Genomic DNA, 13,559 nt, shown 5'->3' with positions numbered 1-13,559 from the left:
GTCAGGGTAGTCAGCGCGCGTTCAATTCCCGTGATGCAGATCGGCCGCCGCGCTGCGCCGATCGGCGCATGTTTTGTTAACCCGCCTTAATGCGCTGGCCGGCGATCCGTGATGCGGGTCGGCCGGCGTTTCAGTCGGCGCGGCTGCGCACCCGTATCGGTTCGCGTATGGCCTGTGCGGCGAGCAGGCGACTGAGCGCGGCGATCGCGGTATCGGTCAGTTCGTGGCCGCGCGACAGCACCATCATGCCGTTCGTGCAGCGCACGTCCTCGTCCACCACCCAGCCCGGCACCAGGTCACGCACGCGCGCCGCGCGGTGGTGGTTCACCTCGCTGCGGAAGTCGGCCAGTGCCCTGACGATGTAGTCGGGCACCGGTGGCTGCACGGTGCGCAGCACGTCGCGCGGGCTGCGCGCCGCCTTGGTTCGCGACCAGTCGCGCTCCAGCTCGAGTGCCGCACGCAGCAGCGGCGCACCGCGGATCACTTCGAGCGGCGCGTCGGGCGGCGGGTTGTCCGACTGGTGGCGGATGATCTCTGCAGCCAGGTCCAGCCGCGGAATGGCCGCGACGAGCCGGCTTGCCACCTCGGGGTGTTCGCGCAGCAGCTTCTTTTCGTCGGGACCAAGATGCCGTTGCGCGGCATCGGCCTGCATCAGTTCGGGCGGTATGCCGACGCAGCCGAGCTGGCTCAGTGCGGCGGCGATGCTGTAGATCCAGCCGTCCGACCAGTCCAGCCGCGACAGCGCGTGCTGCACCGCCGAGTGCGCGAAGGTGGCGCGCTGGAAGGCCCAGGGCGCCACCATGGCGAGTACCTCCGTCAGCGTGTTCACGGCCGCGGTGAGCGTGGTTTCGAGCAGTTCGCGCTCCGCCCGCACGCGGTCGTAGTGACGCACGGCGTCGTCCAGCGCAGCGATCAGCACGTCGGACGGGCAGGGCTTGCACAGGTAGCGGAAGATGGCGCCGCGATTGATGGCGGCGATCGACGACTCGACGTCGGCCTGGCCGGTGAGCAGGATGCGCACGGCATCGGGCGCCTGTTCGCGCGCTTGTGCGAGGAAGGTGGCGCCATCCATGCCCGGCATCCGCATGTCCGACACGATGACGGCGAAGGGCTCACCGAGCTGGATGGCGTCCAGCCCGGCGGTGCCGCCATTGGCGGTCACCACGTCGAAGCGGCCGTGCAGCGTACGTTCCATCGCGGCCAGCAGGTTGGGTTCGTCATCGACGCAGAGCACGCGCGGCAGGGTGTCTTCAGTCATCGTCATGGTCCGTGGTGAGTGCTGCGTTGTAGGCCTGCCACTGCGGCCACTGCTCGATCACGCCGGCGCGTTCGAGATAGGCGAGGTCCGGCGTCTGGCCGTTGGCCAGCGCGACGGCGACGTGCACGGTGCCGGCCAGGCCGAAGCCGGGGGCGGCGGCGCGATCCGGGTGGGTGTGCCGCGCGACGGCGTCGACGATGTCCATCGGCAGGCCCCACAGGCCCAGCAGATAGGCGCCGACCGCGGCGTGCAGCGGCGTGTCGCAGACGGTGGTGGCGTCCTGCATCGTTTCGCTGCGCAGCGGTTCCACCAGCAGGCCGATGCGCGCCAGCAACGCGGCCGTGGCGGCGACGCCGCCGCGGCGGCCGGCGGTGATGCGGTCGGCCAGGCAGGACGCCTGCAGCGCGCGCCGTTGCAGGTGATCGACGAAGGGATCGGTCGCGGCGTCGGCGAATACCTGCGAGGCGAGCACGAGCAGCCGCACCTGATCGATGCCGAGACGGGTGATGGCGTCGTTGATGCTCGTGATGCGTGCGCCCAGCGTGAAGTAGGCGGAACCGGCCAGTTGCATGATGCGCGCACTGAGCGCGGGGTCGCTGCTCAGCAGGCGGGCGACATGACGGCTGTCGCTGGCCGGATCGGCAAGCAGCCGGGTCAGTTCGGCGAAGATGCGCGGCGCGCTGGGCAACCGGTTCACGCGACCGATCACGTCGATCACCGAGGCGTCGCGGAACATCGCACGCAGCGCCAGCGCTGCCTGCACCGCAGCCAGCAGTACCGCGTTGTCGCAGGGCTTGGATACGAACTGGTGAGCGACGTCGAGCATGCGCAGCGTCGACGCGGTGTCGCACTGGCCGGACAGGATGATGCGCAGCGTGCCCGGCCAGCGGTCGCGCACGGTGCCGAGCAGCGCGGCGCCGTCCATGAAGGGCATGCGCATGTCGGACACGACGACGTCGGCCGGCTCGGCTTCCAGTGCGTCGATCGCTGCCTGACCGCTGGTGAAGAAGCGGCACGCCCAGTCGGTTTCACGCATCACCAGCGTGCGCTCGATGCCGGCCAGCACGCGGCTCTCGTCGTCTACGAACACTACCTGCATGGGCTTGTCTCGTCGTTGTCGATGCACAGCGGCAAGCGCATCGTGAAGCGGGTGCCTCGGCCGACGTCCGATTCGCACAGGATTTCGCCGCCGTGCTGGTCGACCGCGGTGGTGTAGACCATGGCCAGCCCCTGCCCGGTGCCCTTGCCGACCGGCTTCGTCGTGAAGAAGGGCTCGAAGATGCGTTCGCGTATGTCCGGCGGGATGCCCGGGCCGTCGTCGGCCACGCTGAGGTCGATGTGCCGGTCGCCGAAGCGTGTCGCCGTGATCCGGATCAGCCCCTTTTCGCGCACGCCCTCGGACAGCGTGTCGGCGATGGCGTGTGCGGCGTTCACCACCAGGTTCAGCAGCGCCTGGCCGATCAGGTCGCGTCGGCACGGCAGGTCGGGCAGGTCGTCATCGACCTGCGTATCAATCTCGGCCACATATTTCCATTCGCTGCGGGCGACGGTGACCGTGGTCGCGATGACCTCGCGGATGTCCACCGCCACCTTGTCGACGCCCGACGGATGCGAGAAGGCCTTCATCGCGCTGACGATGCGCGCGATGTGTGCCAGCCCTTCCTTCGACTGGGCGAGCGCGTCCGGGATCTGCCGGCGCAGGTAGTCAAGCTTGGTGCGGCGCAGGGCGGCGTCGAAGTCCGCCAGCAGCGCCGGGTCGGGCTCGCCGGCACGCAGGGCCGCGATCACCGCGACGCTGCGGTCGGCCAGCGCCAGCAGCGAAGTGGTGGCCATGTCGATGAAGCTCATGTTGTCGGCCACGTACTGCGTCGGGGTGTTGATCTCGTGTGCGATGCCGGCGGCGAGCTGGCCGATCGACTCCATCTTCTGCGACTGCAGGAGCTGTGTCTGCGTCTGTCGCAGCTCGCCCAGCGTTTTCTGCAGCGCCTGTCTTTCCTGCTCCAGTTCGCCGGTCTTGCGGGCGACCACGTTGGCCAGACTGATGTTCTGTTCGAGCAGAGCGAACGGCGAGTTGCGCATGCCTTCGTCCTGTTGGGCGAGGCGCCGCTTCAGTGCGTCTATCGTCTTGTCGCGCGCGAGCAGCTTGTGTTCCAGATCGCTCAGGCGCGCCTCGATGTCGGGTTGCGGCAGGCTGGGCATGTCTATCCTCCGATCGCCACGGCGGTCAGCGTCTGATTCACGTGCAGGCCGTTGTACTGCTCGCCATAGGTATAGAAGCCGAACAGCAGGTTGGCGGCCATCAGGCGGCTCATGTCGTCATCGATCGCTGCCTGCTCGAATTCCAGCCGACGCAGTATGCAGTCGCAGCCGAGCACCAGCGCCGGTTCGGGCACGTCGCGCCGGAGTTCGGCCATCGCGCTGGCAATGGTCTGCAGCGGATCGAGCGCGCGACCGATCGATACGATCAGTCCTTCGTCGATGGCGCAGTAGCAGGACAGCGACAGGTCATCGTTCACCTTCTGGATCGAGCGCACATAGGCATCGCCGCCCAGTTGCAGCACCAGGGGGTGGCGCGAGAACACGGCCGGCGTCAGTGCCTCGATGCGTTGACCTATCGCTTCAGCATAGGCCTTGGCAGCAGGTTCGCCATTCATTTCATGAATGATGCGCCGCTCGGGATCGGCGCTCGTGATGACCAGTTCCGTGCTGCCGGCGGCGAAGTGCTGGGTCTTGATGGTGGCCACCGGATGGGTGGTCTCGAACAGCGTGAAGACGGCTGCGTCGCTCAGGAAGAGGCCGTCCGTGTAGACGTAGGTGTGCTCGAACTTCAGGTTGTCGCCAGCCGAACCGCCGATCAGCGGCAGATTGCCGACGTGCTGGTAGAGCGCGGCGACCAGTCTTTCCTCGGCCATCGACAGGCCGTCCACCAGCAGCATGCCGAAGCGGTTCAGATCGCGTGTCGCATCCGACCGGGCGCGGATGTCCTCCGCGATGCAGCTCACCTGGTCGACGTAGGCGGCCAGCGGGGTCACCGGATAGGTGCGCAGGCGCAGCCCGCCGCCCGAAAAGGCGACGCCGATGATGCCCGAGCGCTGGAAGCCGGCGGGACCGAAGTGGCCGGACGAGGTGCAGCCGACCGTCGGGCACCGGTAAGTACGGGCCAGTTCGCGACCCAGCACTGCGAGGTCGATATCCGGCGAGCAGAAGAACAGCAGCCCGTCCTTGTCGGTGCTGCCGGTCTGTGCCGCCAGTTCGGCCACCGCGCGGACCGGATCGGTCGACGTGCTGGCGCCGAAGCAGGTGTTGATCGCCATGGAGCCCTCCGTCGACCTTATGCCGGGTCAACGGCCCGCACCGGAGAGGGCTTTAGGTGCCGATTGTGTCGGGGTGTCAGCGGTTGGCGTGGGTGGCGGTGAAGACCGCGACGAACACTTCGCGCAGGAAGAGGCTCAGCGACGTGATCAGCGCCAGCATGGCGAGCACGAAGAAGCCGGCCAGCAGGTCGGCCAGCACCACCGTGAACAGCACGCCGAAGAAGGCGCAGGACACCACCAGACAGACCATCAGCGCCGACGCCACGGCGAACAGGATGGCCAGATAGACCAGCTTCGCACGCCGCGACAGCAGTTCGAGCTCGGTGGCATTGCTCATCGTTTCGTCCTCGCACTGCTGGCCGCCGCGCGCCAGCACGACGCGGCGGCGGTCGATGATGCGACCGAGCCGGTTGTTCAGCGTGGTGATCAGCGTGGCGATGGCGGTGAGCAGGAACACCGGTGCCACGGCGAGGCCGATGGCGTGGGTGATCGCGTCGATCGAGGTCTGCAGCACCATGGCAGGGCCTTACGGAATCTTGAAATCGAGTTCGAACTTCGCACTGGCATCGGCCGCCAGCGTTTTCGCGAGCCAGGGCATCGTCGCCTTCAGCGTGGCCGGCAGCGTCCACGGCGGATTGACGATGAACAGTCCGCTGCCGTGCATGCCGAAACCGTCGGGCGAGGGTGTGCGCGTGGTGAGGGACACGTGCAGCCAGGCGTCTATCTTCATGCGCTTGAGCTTGGCCGGCAGGTCGCGCGACTCCATGCGCTGCAGCTGCGGGTACCACAGGCAGTAGGTGCCGGTCGAGAAGCGGGTGACCGCGTCGCGCAACGTTTCGAAGGCGTAGCGGTAGTCCTCGCGCATCTCGTAGGGCGGGTCGATCAGCACCAGCGCGCGCCGCGGCGGCGGCGGCAGCAGCGACCTCAGGTTGGAGAAGCCGTCCAGCTTCTCGATGCGCACGCTGCGGCCGGCGTCGGCGAAGGCGGCGTTCAGCAGCTTGTTGTCGGTCGTGTGCAGTTCGAACAGCTTCATCCGGTCGTGCTCGCGCAGCAGGGCGCGCGCGATCATCGGCGAGCCGGGATAGGCGCGCAGCGCATCGCCCTCGTTGAAGGCGCGCACGACGTCGACATAGGTGCCGAGCGCGGCAGGCAGGTCGGGCGCGGCCCACAGCTTGCCGATGCCTTCGGCGTACTCGGCGTTCTTTGCCGCGTAGCCGCTGTCCAGCGCATAGCCGCCGGCGCCGGCGTGCGTGTCGATGTACCAGTAGGGCTTGTCCTTCTGGTTCAGGTACTGCAGCAGTTCGACCAGTACGAAGTGCTTCAGTACGTCGGCCGGATTGCCGGCGTGGAAGGCGTGGCGGTAGCTGAGCATGGCTGGGTAGGAGTTGTGGCCGACGAGTATACGCTGAGCGGGTTCGTGGCCGCGTTCTGGCAGCGGACTTGCATGGCAGTGCGGCGGACAGGCCACCCCCGCCTTTCAGCGGGAGCGGCGTGTCCGCCGCAAGGATGAAGCCGGTCTGCCTGGTGCGGATCAGACCACGAAGCGGCCGACGTTGTCCTGCAACTGGCCGGCGAGCACTTCGAGGCCGTGCGTCTGGCCGTCGGCGCGGCGGGTGATGTCGGCGTTCTGCTCGGCCATGCCGGCGATGCGCTCGACGCCCTGTGCCACCGACTGGCTGGCGCTGCTCTGTTCGCGCGTGGCCGCGGCGATTTCCTTCATCGCCTCGGCGGTGCGTTCGCTCTGTTCGCTGATGACGCGCAGCACTTCGCCCGCTTCGGTGGCCAGCGTCACGCCGGCGCCGACCTGACCGCTGACCTCGCCGATGCGGCGGACCACCTTGTCGGCGTCGGCCTGGACGCTGCTCACCATATTGGCGATCTCCTGCGTGGACGCGGCGGTGCGCTCGGCCAGCTTGCGTACCTCGTCGGCGACGACCGCGAAGCCTCGGCCGGATTCGCCGGCGCGCGCCGCTTCGATCGCCGCGTTGAGTGCCAGCAGATTGGTCTGTTCGGCGATTTCCTGAATGATGCGGCCGACGTTCGAAATTTCCCGTGTGCGACCGGCCAGATCGGTCACTGCCGACGAGGCGTCGCCGATCTCGGCGGCGATGCGCTGCATGCCCTCGACCATGCTGGCCAGCTTCTGCTCACCCTGCGTGGCGGCACTGCGCGCCTCGCGCGTGATGCCGTCGGCGACGCCGGCGCTGTCGGCCACATGCGTGATGCTGACCGACAGTTCCTCGATGGCGGCGGCCAGGCCGGCGGCCGCACTGCTCTGTTCGGTCGAACCGCTCACCACTTCGCTCGATCCGGCGCGCAGTTCGCGCGCCGCATTGCCGACCGCCCGCGCTGCCTCGGCGGTGGCGGTGATCAGCGCGGCGGTCTTGCGCGTCGCCTCGTTCATCTGGATCGAAATCAGGTCGAGTTCGTTGTGCGTCTCGCCGCTCACCACGTCGAGGCGCTGGCTGAAATCGCCGTTTCCGAGCCGGGTCATCGCTGCAGACACCTTGTTCAGGCGGCTCAGACGGCTGCGTGCAAGCCACCAGGTCAAGGCGGCGAACATCAGCGCCGAGGCGACGCAGATGCCGATCAGCAGATTGCGCAGCTGGATGTTCGAGCGGGTGAATTCCTCGACATGAGCGCCGGACGACACGATCCAGCCCCAGTTGTCCGACAGCCGGTAGGCCGCGATCTTCGGTGCGATCGAGCCGTCTTCGCGCGGCCAGTCGTAGATGTGGTCGCCGTTCTTGTTGCTGATCTGTTCGCCGATGATTCGGGTCAGCGTGTCGTTGCCGATCTCCTTCACCGTCTTGCCCGCGTGCTTCGGGTGGAACAGCATGGTCGAGTCTTCGGCGCTCTCGCCCGGCCGGAGCACGTGGATGTAGCCGGTTTCGCCGACGCGGATGGACTTCAGCGATTCGAACAGTTGATCGATGCCCTGCTGCACGTCGACCCGTGCGGACAGTGCGCCGACCACGCGACCGGCGGCGTCCTTGATCGGCTCGAGCGAGGAAATGTAGAAGCGCCCGTTGCGCATCACCACGCCCTGGTAGCTGTCGCCCTTGAGCAGCGCCGCGGTATCCGGTCCGCTCTTGATCGCGACGCCGGCCTGCGAGCGGCCCTCGGCGTCTTTGAGCAGTGTCGCAACGCGTACGAATTCGTCGCCGACACGCACCATCACGGCCGGATCGGCGCCGATCAGGTCGCGCGTCGACTTCATCCGGGCTTCGTCGCCGTTGAGTACATTGCCGCCCGCACGCGCCACGCGTACTGCCGGGTACTTGCCCATGGCCACCGTGTCTTCGTCGATGGTGACCGTGCCCAGCGCTCCCTTCAGGGCGGCCATGCCCTTGGCGGCATTGGCAAGCGCGTTCTCGTAGCTCAAGTCGAGCAGTTTTGCCGTCGCGTCGGCCTGATCGCCGAGGACGCTCTGTGTCTGCTCCATCGCAGCACGATTGCTCGATACCGATACGACCGCAATCAGTGCGACGAAAATGACCGCGCAGAGCAGGCCGATTGAAATCGAGAGCTGGCTGACAACCGACATACGGTTGAATGAAATCATGGCTCGTCTCCTGTGCATCCGTGCCGGGCGGAATGCCCGGCCGAACGATTCATCGTGTCTGGATTACGGCACGATTGTTAAAAACTGGAGCGTCAAGTCACTGATTCGATTCGACAGCCGGCCGCAGCGAGGCGCGCGAGCACGCCGTCGGGGCCTGCAAGGTGGGAGGCGCCGAAGGCGGCAAACACGCCACCGGCCTGAATTTCCGGCAGCAGCCGCTCGGCGAAGCGGGCGTTGCGCGCGCCGAGCAGGGACTGCATGAACAGGCGAGCATGCTCGCGCAGCGCCGGGTCTTCGGACATCAGCCCGCTGTTGATGCGCGACAGTTCGCCCACCTCGCCGGCCAGCCAGGCGACGGTCATCGGTTCGATGGCGGCCTGCAGGCGGTCGTGCCGGCGCGCGGCGTCGATCAGCAGCGCGATCTGGGTCTTCTCCGGCAGCAGCGCGATGGCGTCTATCTGTTCCTGCACCTGTTCCAGCGGCCGCACGGCCACCTTCTGCGCGCGCGCCAGCGCGATCAGCGCCTCGTCGAGCGAAGGTTGCTGCGCGGCCACCGGTTGCAGCAGCGTCAGCAGCGCCGCCCACGGGCGCAGACGCACCGCGATCCGCGAATCGACGCCGTGCAGCGCCAGCATCGTTTCGATGCGCGGCCACTTCGCCCGGCCGACCCGGCGCGGCAGGTCGTCGCTGCCATAGACGCTGGCCGCCTGGTAGATGGACACCGCCTCGGCGTCGGTCACCAGTTCCGGCATGAAAAGACGGGCCTCGGCAATGCGCGCGCGCAGCGGCGCCGCGCGCGCCAGTACGCGCGGGTCACCACTGTGCAGCGTGCCGTACAGGTGGCTCACCGGCGCGTCGCCGCTGCGCACCGCCCACAGCAGCCCGCGCGAATAATCCGCTTCCGCCGCGCGCAGTCGCGACGGCAGGGCGGCGAGTGCGGCCAACTGCAGAAGGAAGCGGCGGCGATCCATTGTTTACAGCACCCAGGCGCCGCGGATGGCGGCGATGCCGTGCGCGCCGCAGTCGTGGGCGCGCGCGAGATGGCTGTCGTCGAGGCCGCCGATGGCGAACACCGGCAGCGGGCTGCCAGCGACCAGCGCCGCGAGGCCGTCCCAGCCCAATGTGTCGCCCCCCGGGTGGCTGGCGGTCGGCAGCACCGAACCGGCGACCGCGTAGTCCAGGCCCAGGCGAACCGCCTGCGCCAGCTCGTCCGCCGTGTGGCAGGAGGCGCCGACCCACTCGAAATCGGGCCGCGCGGTGAGCCCCGCCAGCTGGGTGGCCTTCAGGTGCACGCCGTCGGCGCCGAGCTCTTTCGCCATATCGGCGCTGCCATTCAGCACCACCGGACAGCCATGCTCGTGCGCAATCCGTATCGCCTCGCGCGCAAAGCCGAGCACTGGCGCGTCGAGCACCGGCTCACGGATCTGCAGCAGCAGCTGGCCGCGGCGGCAGGCCTGGTGGATCGCGTCGAGCTGGGCGGCGGCGCCGATCTGGAAGGCGTGCGTCACCGCCATGCGCTGCGGCAGGCGCAGCGATTTCATCACCGGGCCGTTGGCCGGCAGCATCGGCGACACGGTGAGCGCATCGGCGGTCTGCCAGGCCAGCGCGCTGTGCACGTGGTCATGCACGCGGCCGCTCCAGCGCTCGACGCGGAAAAAATGCAGCCGCACGTGCGCGTGCTCGTATTCGTGAGTCAGCGTGATCCACGGCGTGCAGCGCTCGACGCGGATGCCCAGTTCCTCGTCCAGTTCGCGCTTCAGCGCGTCGACCGGCGCCTCGCCCTTTTCCACCTTGCCGCCCGGAAATTCCCAGTAGCCCGGGTAGAAGGTGCCGGGCGCGCGCTGGCCGAGCAGGAATTCCCGGCCCTCAGTGTGGCCCTGAGGTCCGTCGCGGAAGATGACGGCGGCCGCCACGGCCACCTGCTTGCGTTCGCTCATTACTTGCCCCGCGCGGCGTGCTGGCCGGCCCAGTCGCGCGCGAACTGCCAGGCGACGCGGCCGCTGCGGGCGCCGCGTTCGAGCGACCACAGCAGTGCGGCGCTGCGCGCGGCTTCGATGTCGGCCGCGCTCAGGCCGAATCTTTTGAGCCAGTGGTTCACGATGTTCAGGTAGGCGTCCTGGTCGAAGGGGTAGAAGGACAGCCACAGCCCGAAACGTTCGGACAGCGACACCTTTTCCTCGATTGCTTCGCCCGGATGCACCTCGCCGTCGACGTGCTTCGCCTCACGGTTTTCCGAAAAGTACTCGGGCATCAGGTGGCGCCGGTTCGACGTCGCGTAGATGAGCACGTTGTCCAGCACCGCCGACACCGAACCGTCAAGGATGCTCTTCAGCGCCTTGTAGCCCGGTTCGCCGGATTCGAAGGACAGGTCGTCGCAGTAGATGATGAAGCGCTCGGGCCGGCTGGCGATCAGGTCGGTGATGTCCGGCAGGTCGGTCAGGTCGTCGCGGTCGACCTCGATCAGGCGCAGGCCCTTCTTCGCGTACTCGTTCAGCAGCGCCTTCACCAGCGAGCTCTTGCCGGTGCCGCGGGCGCCGGTCAGCAGCACGTTGTTGGCCGGTTTGCCGTCGACGAACTGCTGCGTGTTGGCCTTGATGCGCGCCTTCTGCACGTCGATGTCGCGCAGGTCCGTCAGGCGCAGCTTGTGCGGATGGGCGACCGCCTCCAGCCGGCCGCGGCCATTGCTGCGACGCCAGCGGAAGGCGATCGCCTTCCAGTCCGGCTCGACCGGTGCCGGCGGCAGAATCTGCTCCAGCCGGTCGAACAGCGCGTGCGCACGCGCGATCAGGCTTTCGAAACCATCACGGCTGTTCACGGTCACCCTCCTTGTCGCCGGACGGGGTGGCGCCGGTGTCGTCGGCGGAGTTCTTTTCCTTCTTGGGCAGGGTCCACCACAGGATGAACAGGAAAAGCGCCAGCGCGGTGCCGGCTTCGAGCAGGAATAACCACATGGGAATGAAGCTTTCGTTGTCGTCGCACCCGCCTGTCGGGCGGGTGCTCGTTATCATTGCGCACTCGGCGCTCGCGGGCGCACCAATCTAAATAAATCCCGATGTTCCAGCAAATCCGCCTGCGCAGTGCAGGTGTCCTGATGTGTATGTCGCTGCTGCTGGCAGCCTGTGCCGGCACGCCGAAGCCGGCGCCCCGTGTGGAACCGGCGCCGGTCGCCGCCCCGGTGTGTCCGCCCGCGCCGCAGCCGGTGCCGCAGAGCTGTCCGGCATGCCCGGCCTGCGCCGCCTGCCCGGTGTGCCCGCCACCGCCGGCTCCCGAGGCGAAGCCGCTGCCGCCGAAGCTGGTGCCGGCCGACTGGGCCGCGCTCGAAGGCTGGAGCGACGACGACCTGCGCGAATCGCTGCCGTCGCTGCGCGCCTCGTGCAGCGCGGTGGCGAACAAGCCGGGCTGGGCCGAGCCCTGCGCCGCACTGGTCATGCTCGATGCGACAGACCGCGCCGCGGTGCGTGCGTTCTACGAATCCTTCTTCCGCCCCTGGCAACTGCTCAATGGCGACGGCAGCGACCAGGGCCTGGTCACCGGCTATTACGAACCGCTGCTGAAGGCGAACCGCACGCGCGGCGGCACTTATCGGTATCCGATCCATGCGGTTCCGGACGACCTGCTGGTGATCGATCTGGCCAGCGTGCATCCCGACCTGAAGAACATGCGGCTGCGCGGCCGGCTGGACGGACGCAAGGTCGTGCCCTACTGGACGCGCGCCGAACTGGACGCCCGCGCCGCCGAACTCGACCGCAAGGCGCTGTTCTGGGCGGCCGACGCGATCGACGTGTTCTTCCTGCAGGTGCAGGGCTCCGGGCAGGTGGAATTGCCGGACGGCAGCCGGGTGCGCGTTGGTTATGCCGACCAGAACGGCCACCCCTACCAGTCCATCGGCCGCTGGCTGGTGGACCAGGGCGAACTGAAACTCGAACAGGCGTCGATGCAGGGCATACGCGAATGGGCGCGCGCCAATCCGTCGCGCGTCGCGACGATGATGGCGGCCAATCCGAGCTATGTGTTCTTCCGCGAAATGCCGATAGGCAAGCAGGCGCCCGGCCTGCCCGAAGGCCCGCTCGGCGCGCTCGGCGTGCCGATCGCCGGCGGCCGCGTCATCGCCATCGATCCGCGCAGCGTGCCGCTCGGTGCGCCGGTGTGGCTGGATACGACGCGCCCGAACAGCAGCCAGCCGTTGCGCCGGCTCATGATGGCGCAGGACACCGGCGGCGCCATCAAGGGCGGCGTGCGCGCTGATTTCTTCTGGGGTTTCGGGCCGGAGGCCGGCGCACAGGCGGGGAGGATGAAGCAGCAGGGCAGGATGTGGGTGCTGCTGCCGAACGGCGTGACGCCGGGGAACTGAGGGGGGCGAGCCGGGCTTCCGTGGGAGCGAGCTTGCTCGCGAAAGCGACCTGAATCGAAGCCCGCGGCCTGTCGGAGCCGCATCGCGACCAGAGGTCGCTGCCACAAGAACACCCCCCGATGGCCACCGGTGCCAGGTCTTCAGCCCAGGGTGGTATCGAGCACCATCATCACCATGAAGCCCGCCATCAGCCCCAGCGTGGCCGCTTTTTCGTGGCCGTTGCGGTGGGTTTCCGGGATGACTTCGTGCGACACCACGAAAATCATCGCGCCGGCGGCGAGGCCGAGCCCGCCGGGGTAGAACAGCGCGAAGCTGCTCGATAGCCCGACGCCGATCAGCGCGCCCAGCGGTTCCATGAAACCGCTCAGCGCGGCGATGCCCACCGCCTTCAGCGGCGACATGCCGACCGCGCGCAGCGCGACCGCGACGGCCAGTCCTTCCGGAATGTCCTGTATCGCAATCGCGGTCGACAGCGGCAGGCCGACCGCCATGTCCGCCTGCGAGAAGGACACGCCCATCGCCATGCCTTCCGGCAGGTTGTGCAGCGCGATGGCGTTCACGAACAGCCAGACGCGGCCCATCCGCGTTTCCGGGCCGCAACTGCCGCAGTGCTCGTGCTCGTGCGGCGTCATCGCGTCGAGCATCATCATCAGCCAGACGCCGAGCGCCATGCCGGTGACCACCAGCGCTGCGCCCAGGCTGCGCGAGCCGGTCAGGTCTTCGCCGGCAGCCAGGCCGGGCACGATGAGCGAGAAGGAGGAGGCGGCCAGCATCATGCCGGCGCCGAAGCCGAGCAGCACGTCGGAACCGCGCTGACCGAGCGAGCGCAGGCCCAGTGCGGGTGCCGCACCGATGGCGGTGGCTGCGAAGCCGGCCAGCCCGGCCATCAGGCCCAGGTGCATGGCCTGCGGCGTGCGCGAGTCGGCGAAGGCCCAGGACAGCAGGGCCAGCACGGCCGCCAGCCCGATCATCAGCAGGAACTGCAGCGACGGGTCGAGCCGCATCCAGGGGAAGAGCGGGCCGGGGCGCGGTGCGTCCGGCGAGGTGGCGGGGGTCGGGTCCATGGCGGTC

At 68.2% G+C, this 13,559-nt stretch carries 13 protein-coding genes; 1 reads left to right on the top strand and 12 read right to left on the bottom strand.

Going from position 1 to position 13,559, the window contains the following annotated elements; all coding sequences use genetic code 11:
- Positions 1-130: 130 nt before the first annotated feature.
- The 11 genes from AC51BJ_RS14205 to AC51BJ_RS14155 form a co-directional block, all read right to left on the bottom strand.
- Positions 131-1,258, bottom strand: coding sequence for a response regulator (locus AC51BJ_RS14205; protein WP_496280656.1), 1,128 nt, complete (start codon positions 1,256-1,258; stop codon positions 131-133).
- Positions 1,251-2,357 carry an HDOD domain-containing protein gene (locus AC51BJ_RS14200; RefSeq protein WP_496280655.1) on the bottom strand — a complete coding sequence of 369 codons (1,107 nt, stop codon included), beginning with the start codon at positions 2,355-2,357 and terminating at the stop codon, positions 1,251-1,253. Before AC51BJ_RS14200 ends, AC51BJ_RS14205 begins: the two co-directional genes overlap by 8 nt.
- Positions 2,348-3,457, bottom strand: a complete 1,110-nt coding sequence (locus AC51BJ_RS14195; protein ID WP_496280654.1) for a sensor histidine kinase — start codon at positions 3,455-3,457, stop codon at positions 2,348-2,350. The genes AC51BJ_RS14200 and AC51BJ_RS14195 overlap by 10 nt, the downstream gene beginning before the upstream one ends.
- Before the next feature lie 2 nt (positions 3,458-3,459).
- A complete protein-coding gene (locus AC51BJ_RS14190; RefSeq protein WP_496280653.1) occupies positions 3,460-4,572 on the bottom strand; it encodes an FIST N-terminal domain-containing protein in 1,113 nt (370 codons plus the stop codon).
- Between the two features lie 76 nt (positions 4,573-4,648).
- Complete coding sequence (locus AC51BJ_RS14185) at positions 4,649-5,089, bottom strand: DUF2721 domain-containing protein (RefSeq protein ID WP_020166027.1); 441 nt, start codon at positions 5,087-5,089, stop codon at positions 4,649-4,651.
- A gap of 9 nt (positions 5,090-5,098) precedes the next feature.
- Complete coding sequence (locus AC51BJ_RS14180) at positions 5,099-5,944, bottom strand: 23S rRNA (adenine(2030)-N(6))-methyltransferase RlmJ (RefSeq protein ID WP_496280652.1); 846 nt, start codon at positions 5,942-5,944, stop codon at positions 5,099-5,101.
- A 159-nt stretch (positions 5,945-6,103) separates the two neighbouring features.
- A complete protein-coding gene (locus AC51BJ_RS14175; RefSeq protein ID WP_496280651.1) occupies positions 6,104-8,137 on the bottom strand; it encodes a methyl-accepting chemotaxis protein in 2,034 nt (677 codons plus the stop codon).
- A gap of 92 nt (positions 8,138-8,229) precedes the next feature.
- Positions 8,230-9,108 (bottom strand): TraB/GumN family protein, encoded by an 879-nt coding sequence (locus tag AC51BJ_RS14170; protein ID WP_430435289.1) that lies wholly within the window; start codon positions 9,106-9,108, stop codon positions 8,230-8,232.
- Positions 9,109-9,111: 3 nt separating this feature from the next.
- Entirely contained in the window at positions 9,112-10,074 is a 963-nt protein-coding gene (locus tag AC51BJ_RS14165; protein WP_496280650.1) for a Nudix family hydrolase, read from the bottom strand.
- The gene (locus AC51BJ_RS14160) at positions 10,074-10,952 is read right to left on the bottom strand and encodes an ATP-binding protein (RefSeq protein WP_438634180.1); all 879 of its coding nucleotides are present in this window, start codon (positions 10,950-10,952) and stop codon (positions 10,074-10,076) included. The genes AC51BJ_RS14165 and AC51BJ_RS14160 overlap by 1 nt, the downstream gene beginning before the upstream one ends.
- Positions 10,939-11,145 carry a hypothetical protein gene (locus AC51BJ_RS14155; protein ID WP_496280649.1) on the bottom strand — a complete coding sequence of 69 codons (207 nt, stop codon included), beginning with the start codon at positions 11,143-11,145 and terminating at the stop codon, positions 10,939-10,941. The genes AC51BJ_RS14160 and AC51BJ_RS14155 overlap by 14 nt, the downstream gene beginning before the upstream one ends.
- 44 nt (positions 11,146-11,189) lie before the next feature.
- On the opposite strand from AC51BJ_RS14155, the gene mltA reads away from it, so the two are divergent.
- Complete coding sequence (gene mltA, locus AC51BJ_RS14150; protein WP_496280648.1) at positions 11,190-12,488, top strand: murein transglycosylase A; 1,299 nt, start codon at positions 11,190-11,192, stop codon at positions 12,486-12,488.
- Between the two features lie 140 nt (positions 12,489-12,628).
- On the opposite strand, the gene AC51BJ_RS14145 is transcribed toward mltA, so the two are convergent.
- Complete coding sequence (locus tag AC51BJ_RS14145; RefSeq protein WP_496280647.1) at positions 12,629-13,552, bottom strand: ZIP family metal transporter; 924 nt, start codon at positions 13,550-13,552, stop codon at positions 12,629-12,631.
- Positions 13,553-13,559: the final 7 nt, after the last annotated feature.

The organism is Methyloversatilis sp. S146-33 (genome assembly GCF_059552495.1).
The sequence above is the reverse complement of the archived record's forward strand: the minus strand, read 5'-3'. Positions and strand labels throughout refer to the sequence as shown.

Bases quoted from the DNA above. Each gene is read 5' to 3' on its own strand.
- AC51BJ_RS14205 (WP_496280656.1), bottom strand. From the start codon at position 1,258: ATGACTGAAGACACCCTGCCGCGCGTGCTCTGCGTCGATGACGAACCC.
- AC51BJ_RS14200 (WP_496280655.1), bottom strand. From the start codon at position 2,357: ATGCAGGTAGTGTTCGTAGACGACGAGAGCCGCGTGCTGGCCGGCATC.
- AC51BJ_RS14195 (WP_496280654.1), bottom strand. From the start codon at position 3,457: ATGCCCAGCCTGCCGCAACCCGACATCGAGGCGCGCCTGAGCGATCTG.
- AC51BJ_RS14190 (WP_496280653.1), bottom strand. From the start codon at position 4,572: ATGGCGATCAACACCTGCTTCGGCGCCAGCACGTCGACCGATCCGGTC.
- AC51BJ_RS14185 (WP_020166027.1), bottom strand. From the start codon at position 5,089: ATGGTGCTGCAGACCTCGATCGACGCGATCACCCACGCCATCGGCCTC.
- AC51BJ_RS14180 (WP_496280652.1), bottom strand. From the start codon at position 5,944: ATGCTCAGCTACCGCCACGCCTTCCACGCCGGCAATCCGGCCGACGTA.
- AC51BJ_RS14175 (WP_496280651.1), bottom strand. From the start codon at position 8,137: ATGATTTCATTCAACCGTATGTCGGTTGTCAGCCAGCTCTCGATTTCA.
- AC51BJ_RS14170 (WP_430435289.1), bottom strand. From the start codon at position 9,108: ATGGATCGCCGCCGCTTCCTTCTGCAGTTGGCCGCACTCGCCGCCCTG.
- AC51BJ_RS14165 (WP_496280650.1), bottom strand. From the start codon at position 10,074: ATGAGCGAACGCAAGCAGGTGGCCGTGGCGGCCGCCGTCATCTTCCGC.
- AC51BJ_RS14155 (WP_496280649.1), bottom strand. From the start codon at position 11,145: ATGATAACGAGCACCCGCCCGACAGGCGGGTGCGACGACAACGAAAGC.
- mltA (WP_496280648.1), top strand. From the start codon at position 11,190: ATGTTCCAGCAAATCCGCCTGCGCAGTGCAGGTGTCCTGATGTGTATG.
- AC51BJ_RS14145 (WP_496280647.1), bottom strand. From the start codon at position 13,552: ATGGACCCGACCCCCGCCACCTCGCCGGACGCACCGCGCCCCGGCCCG.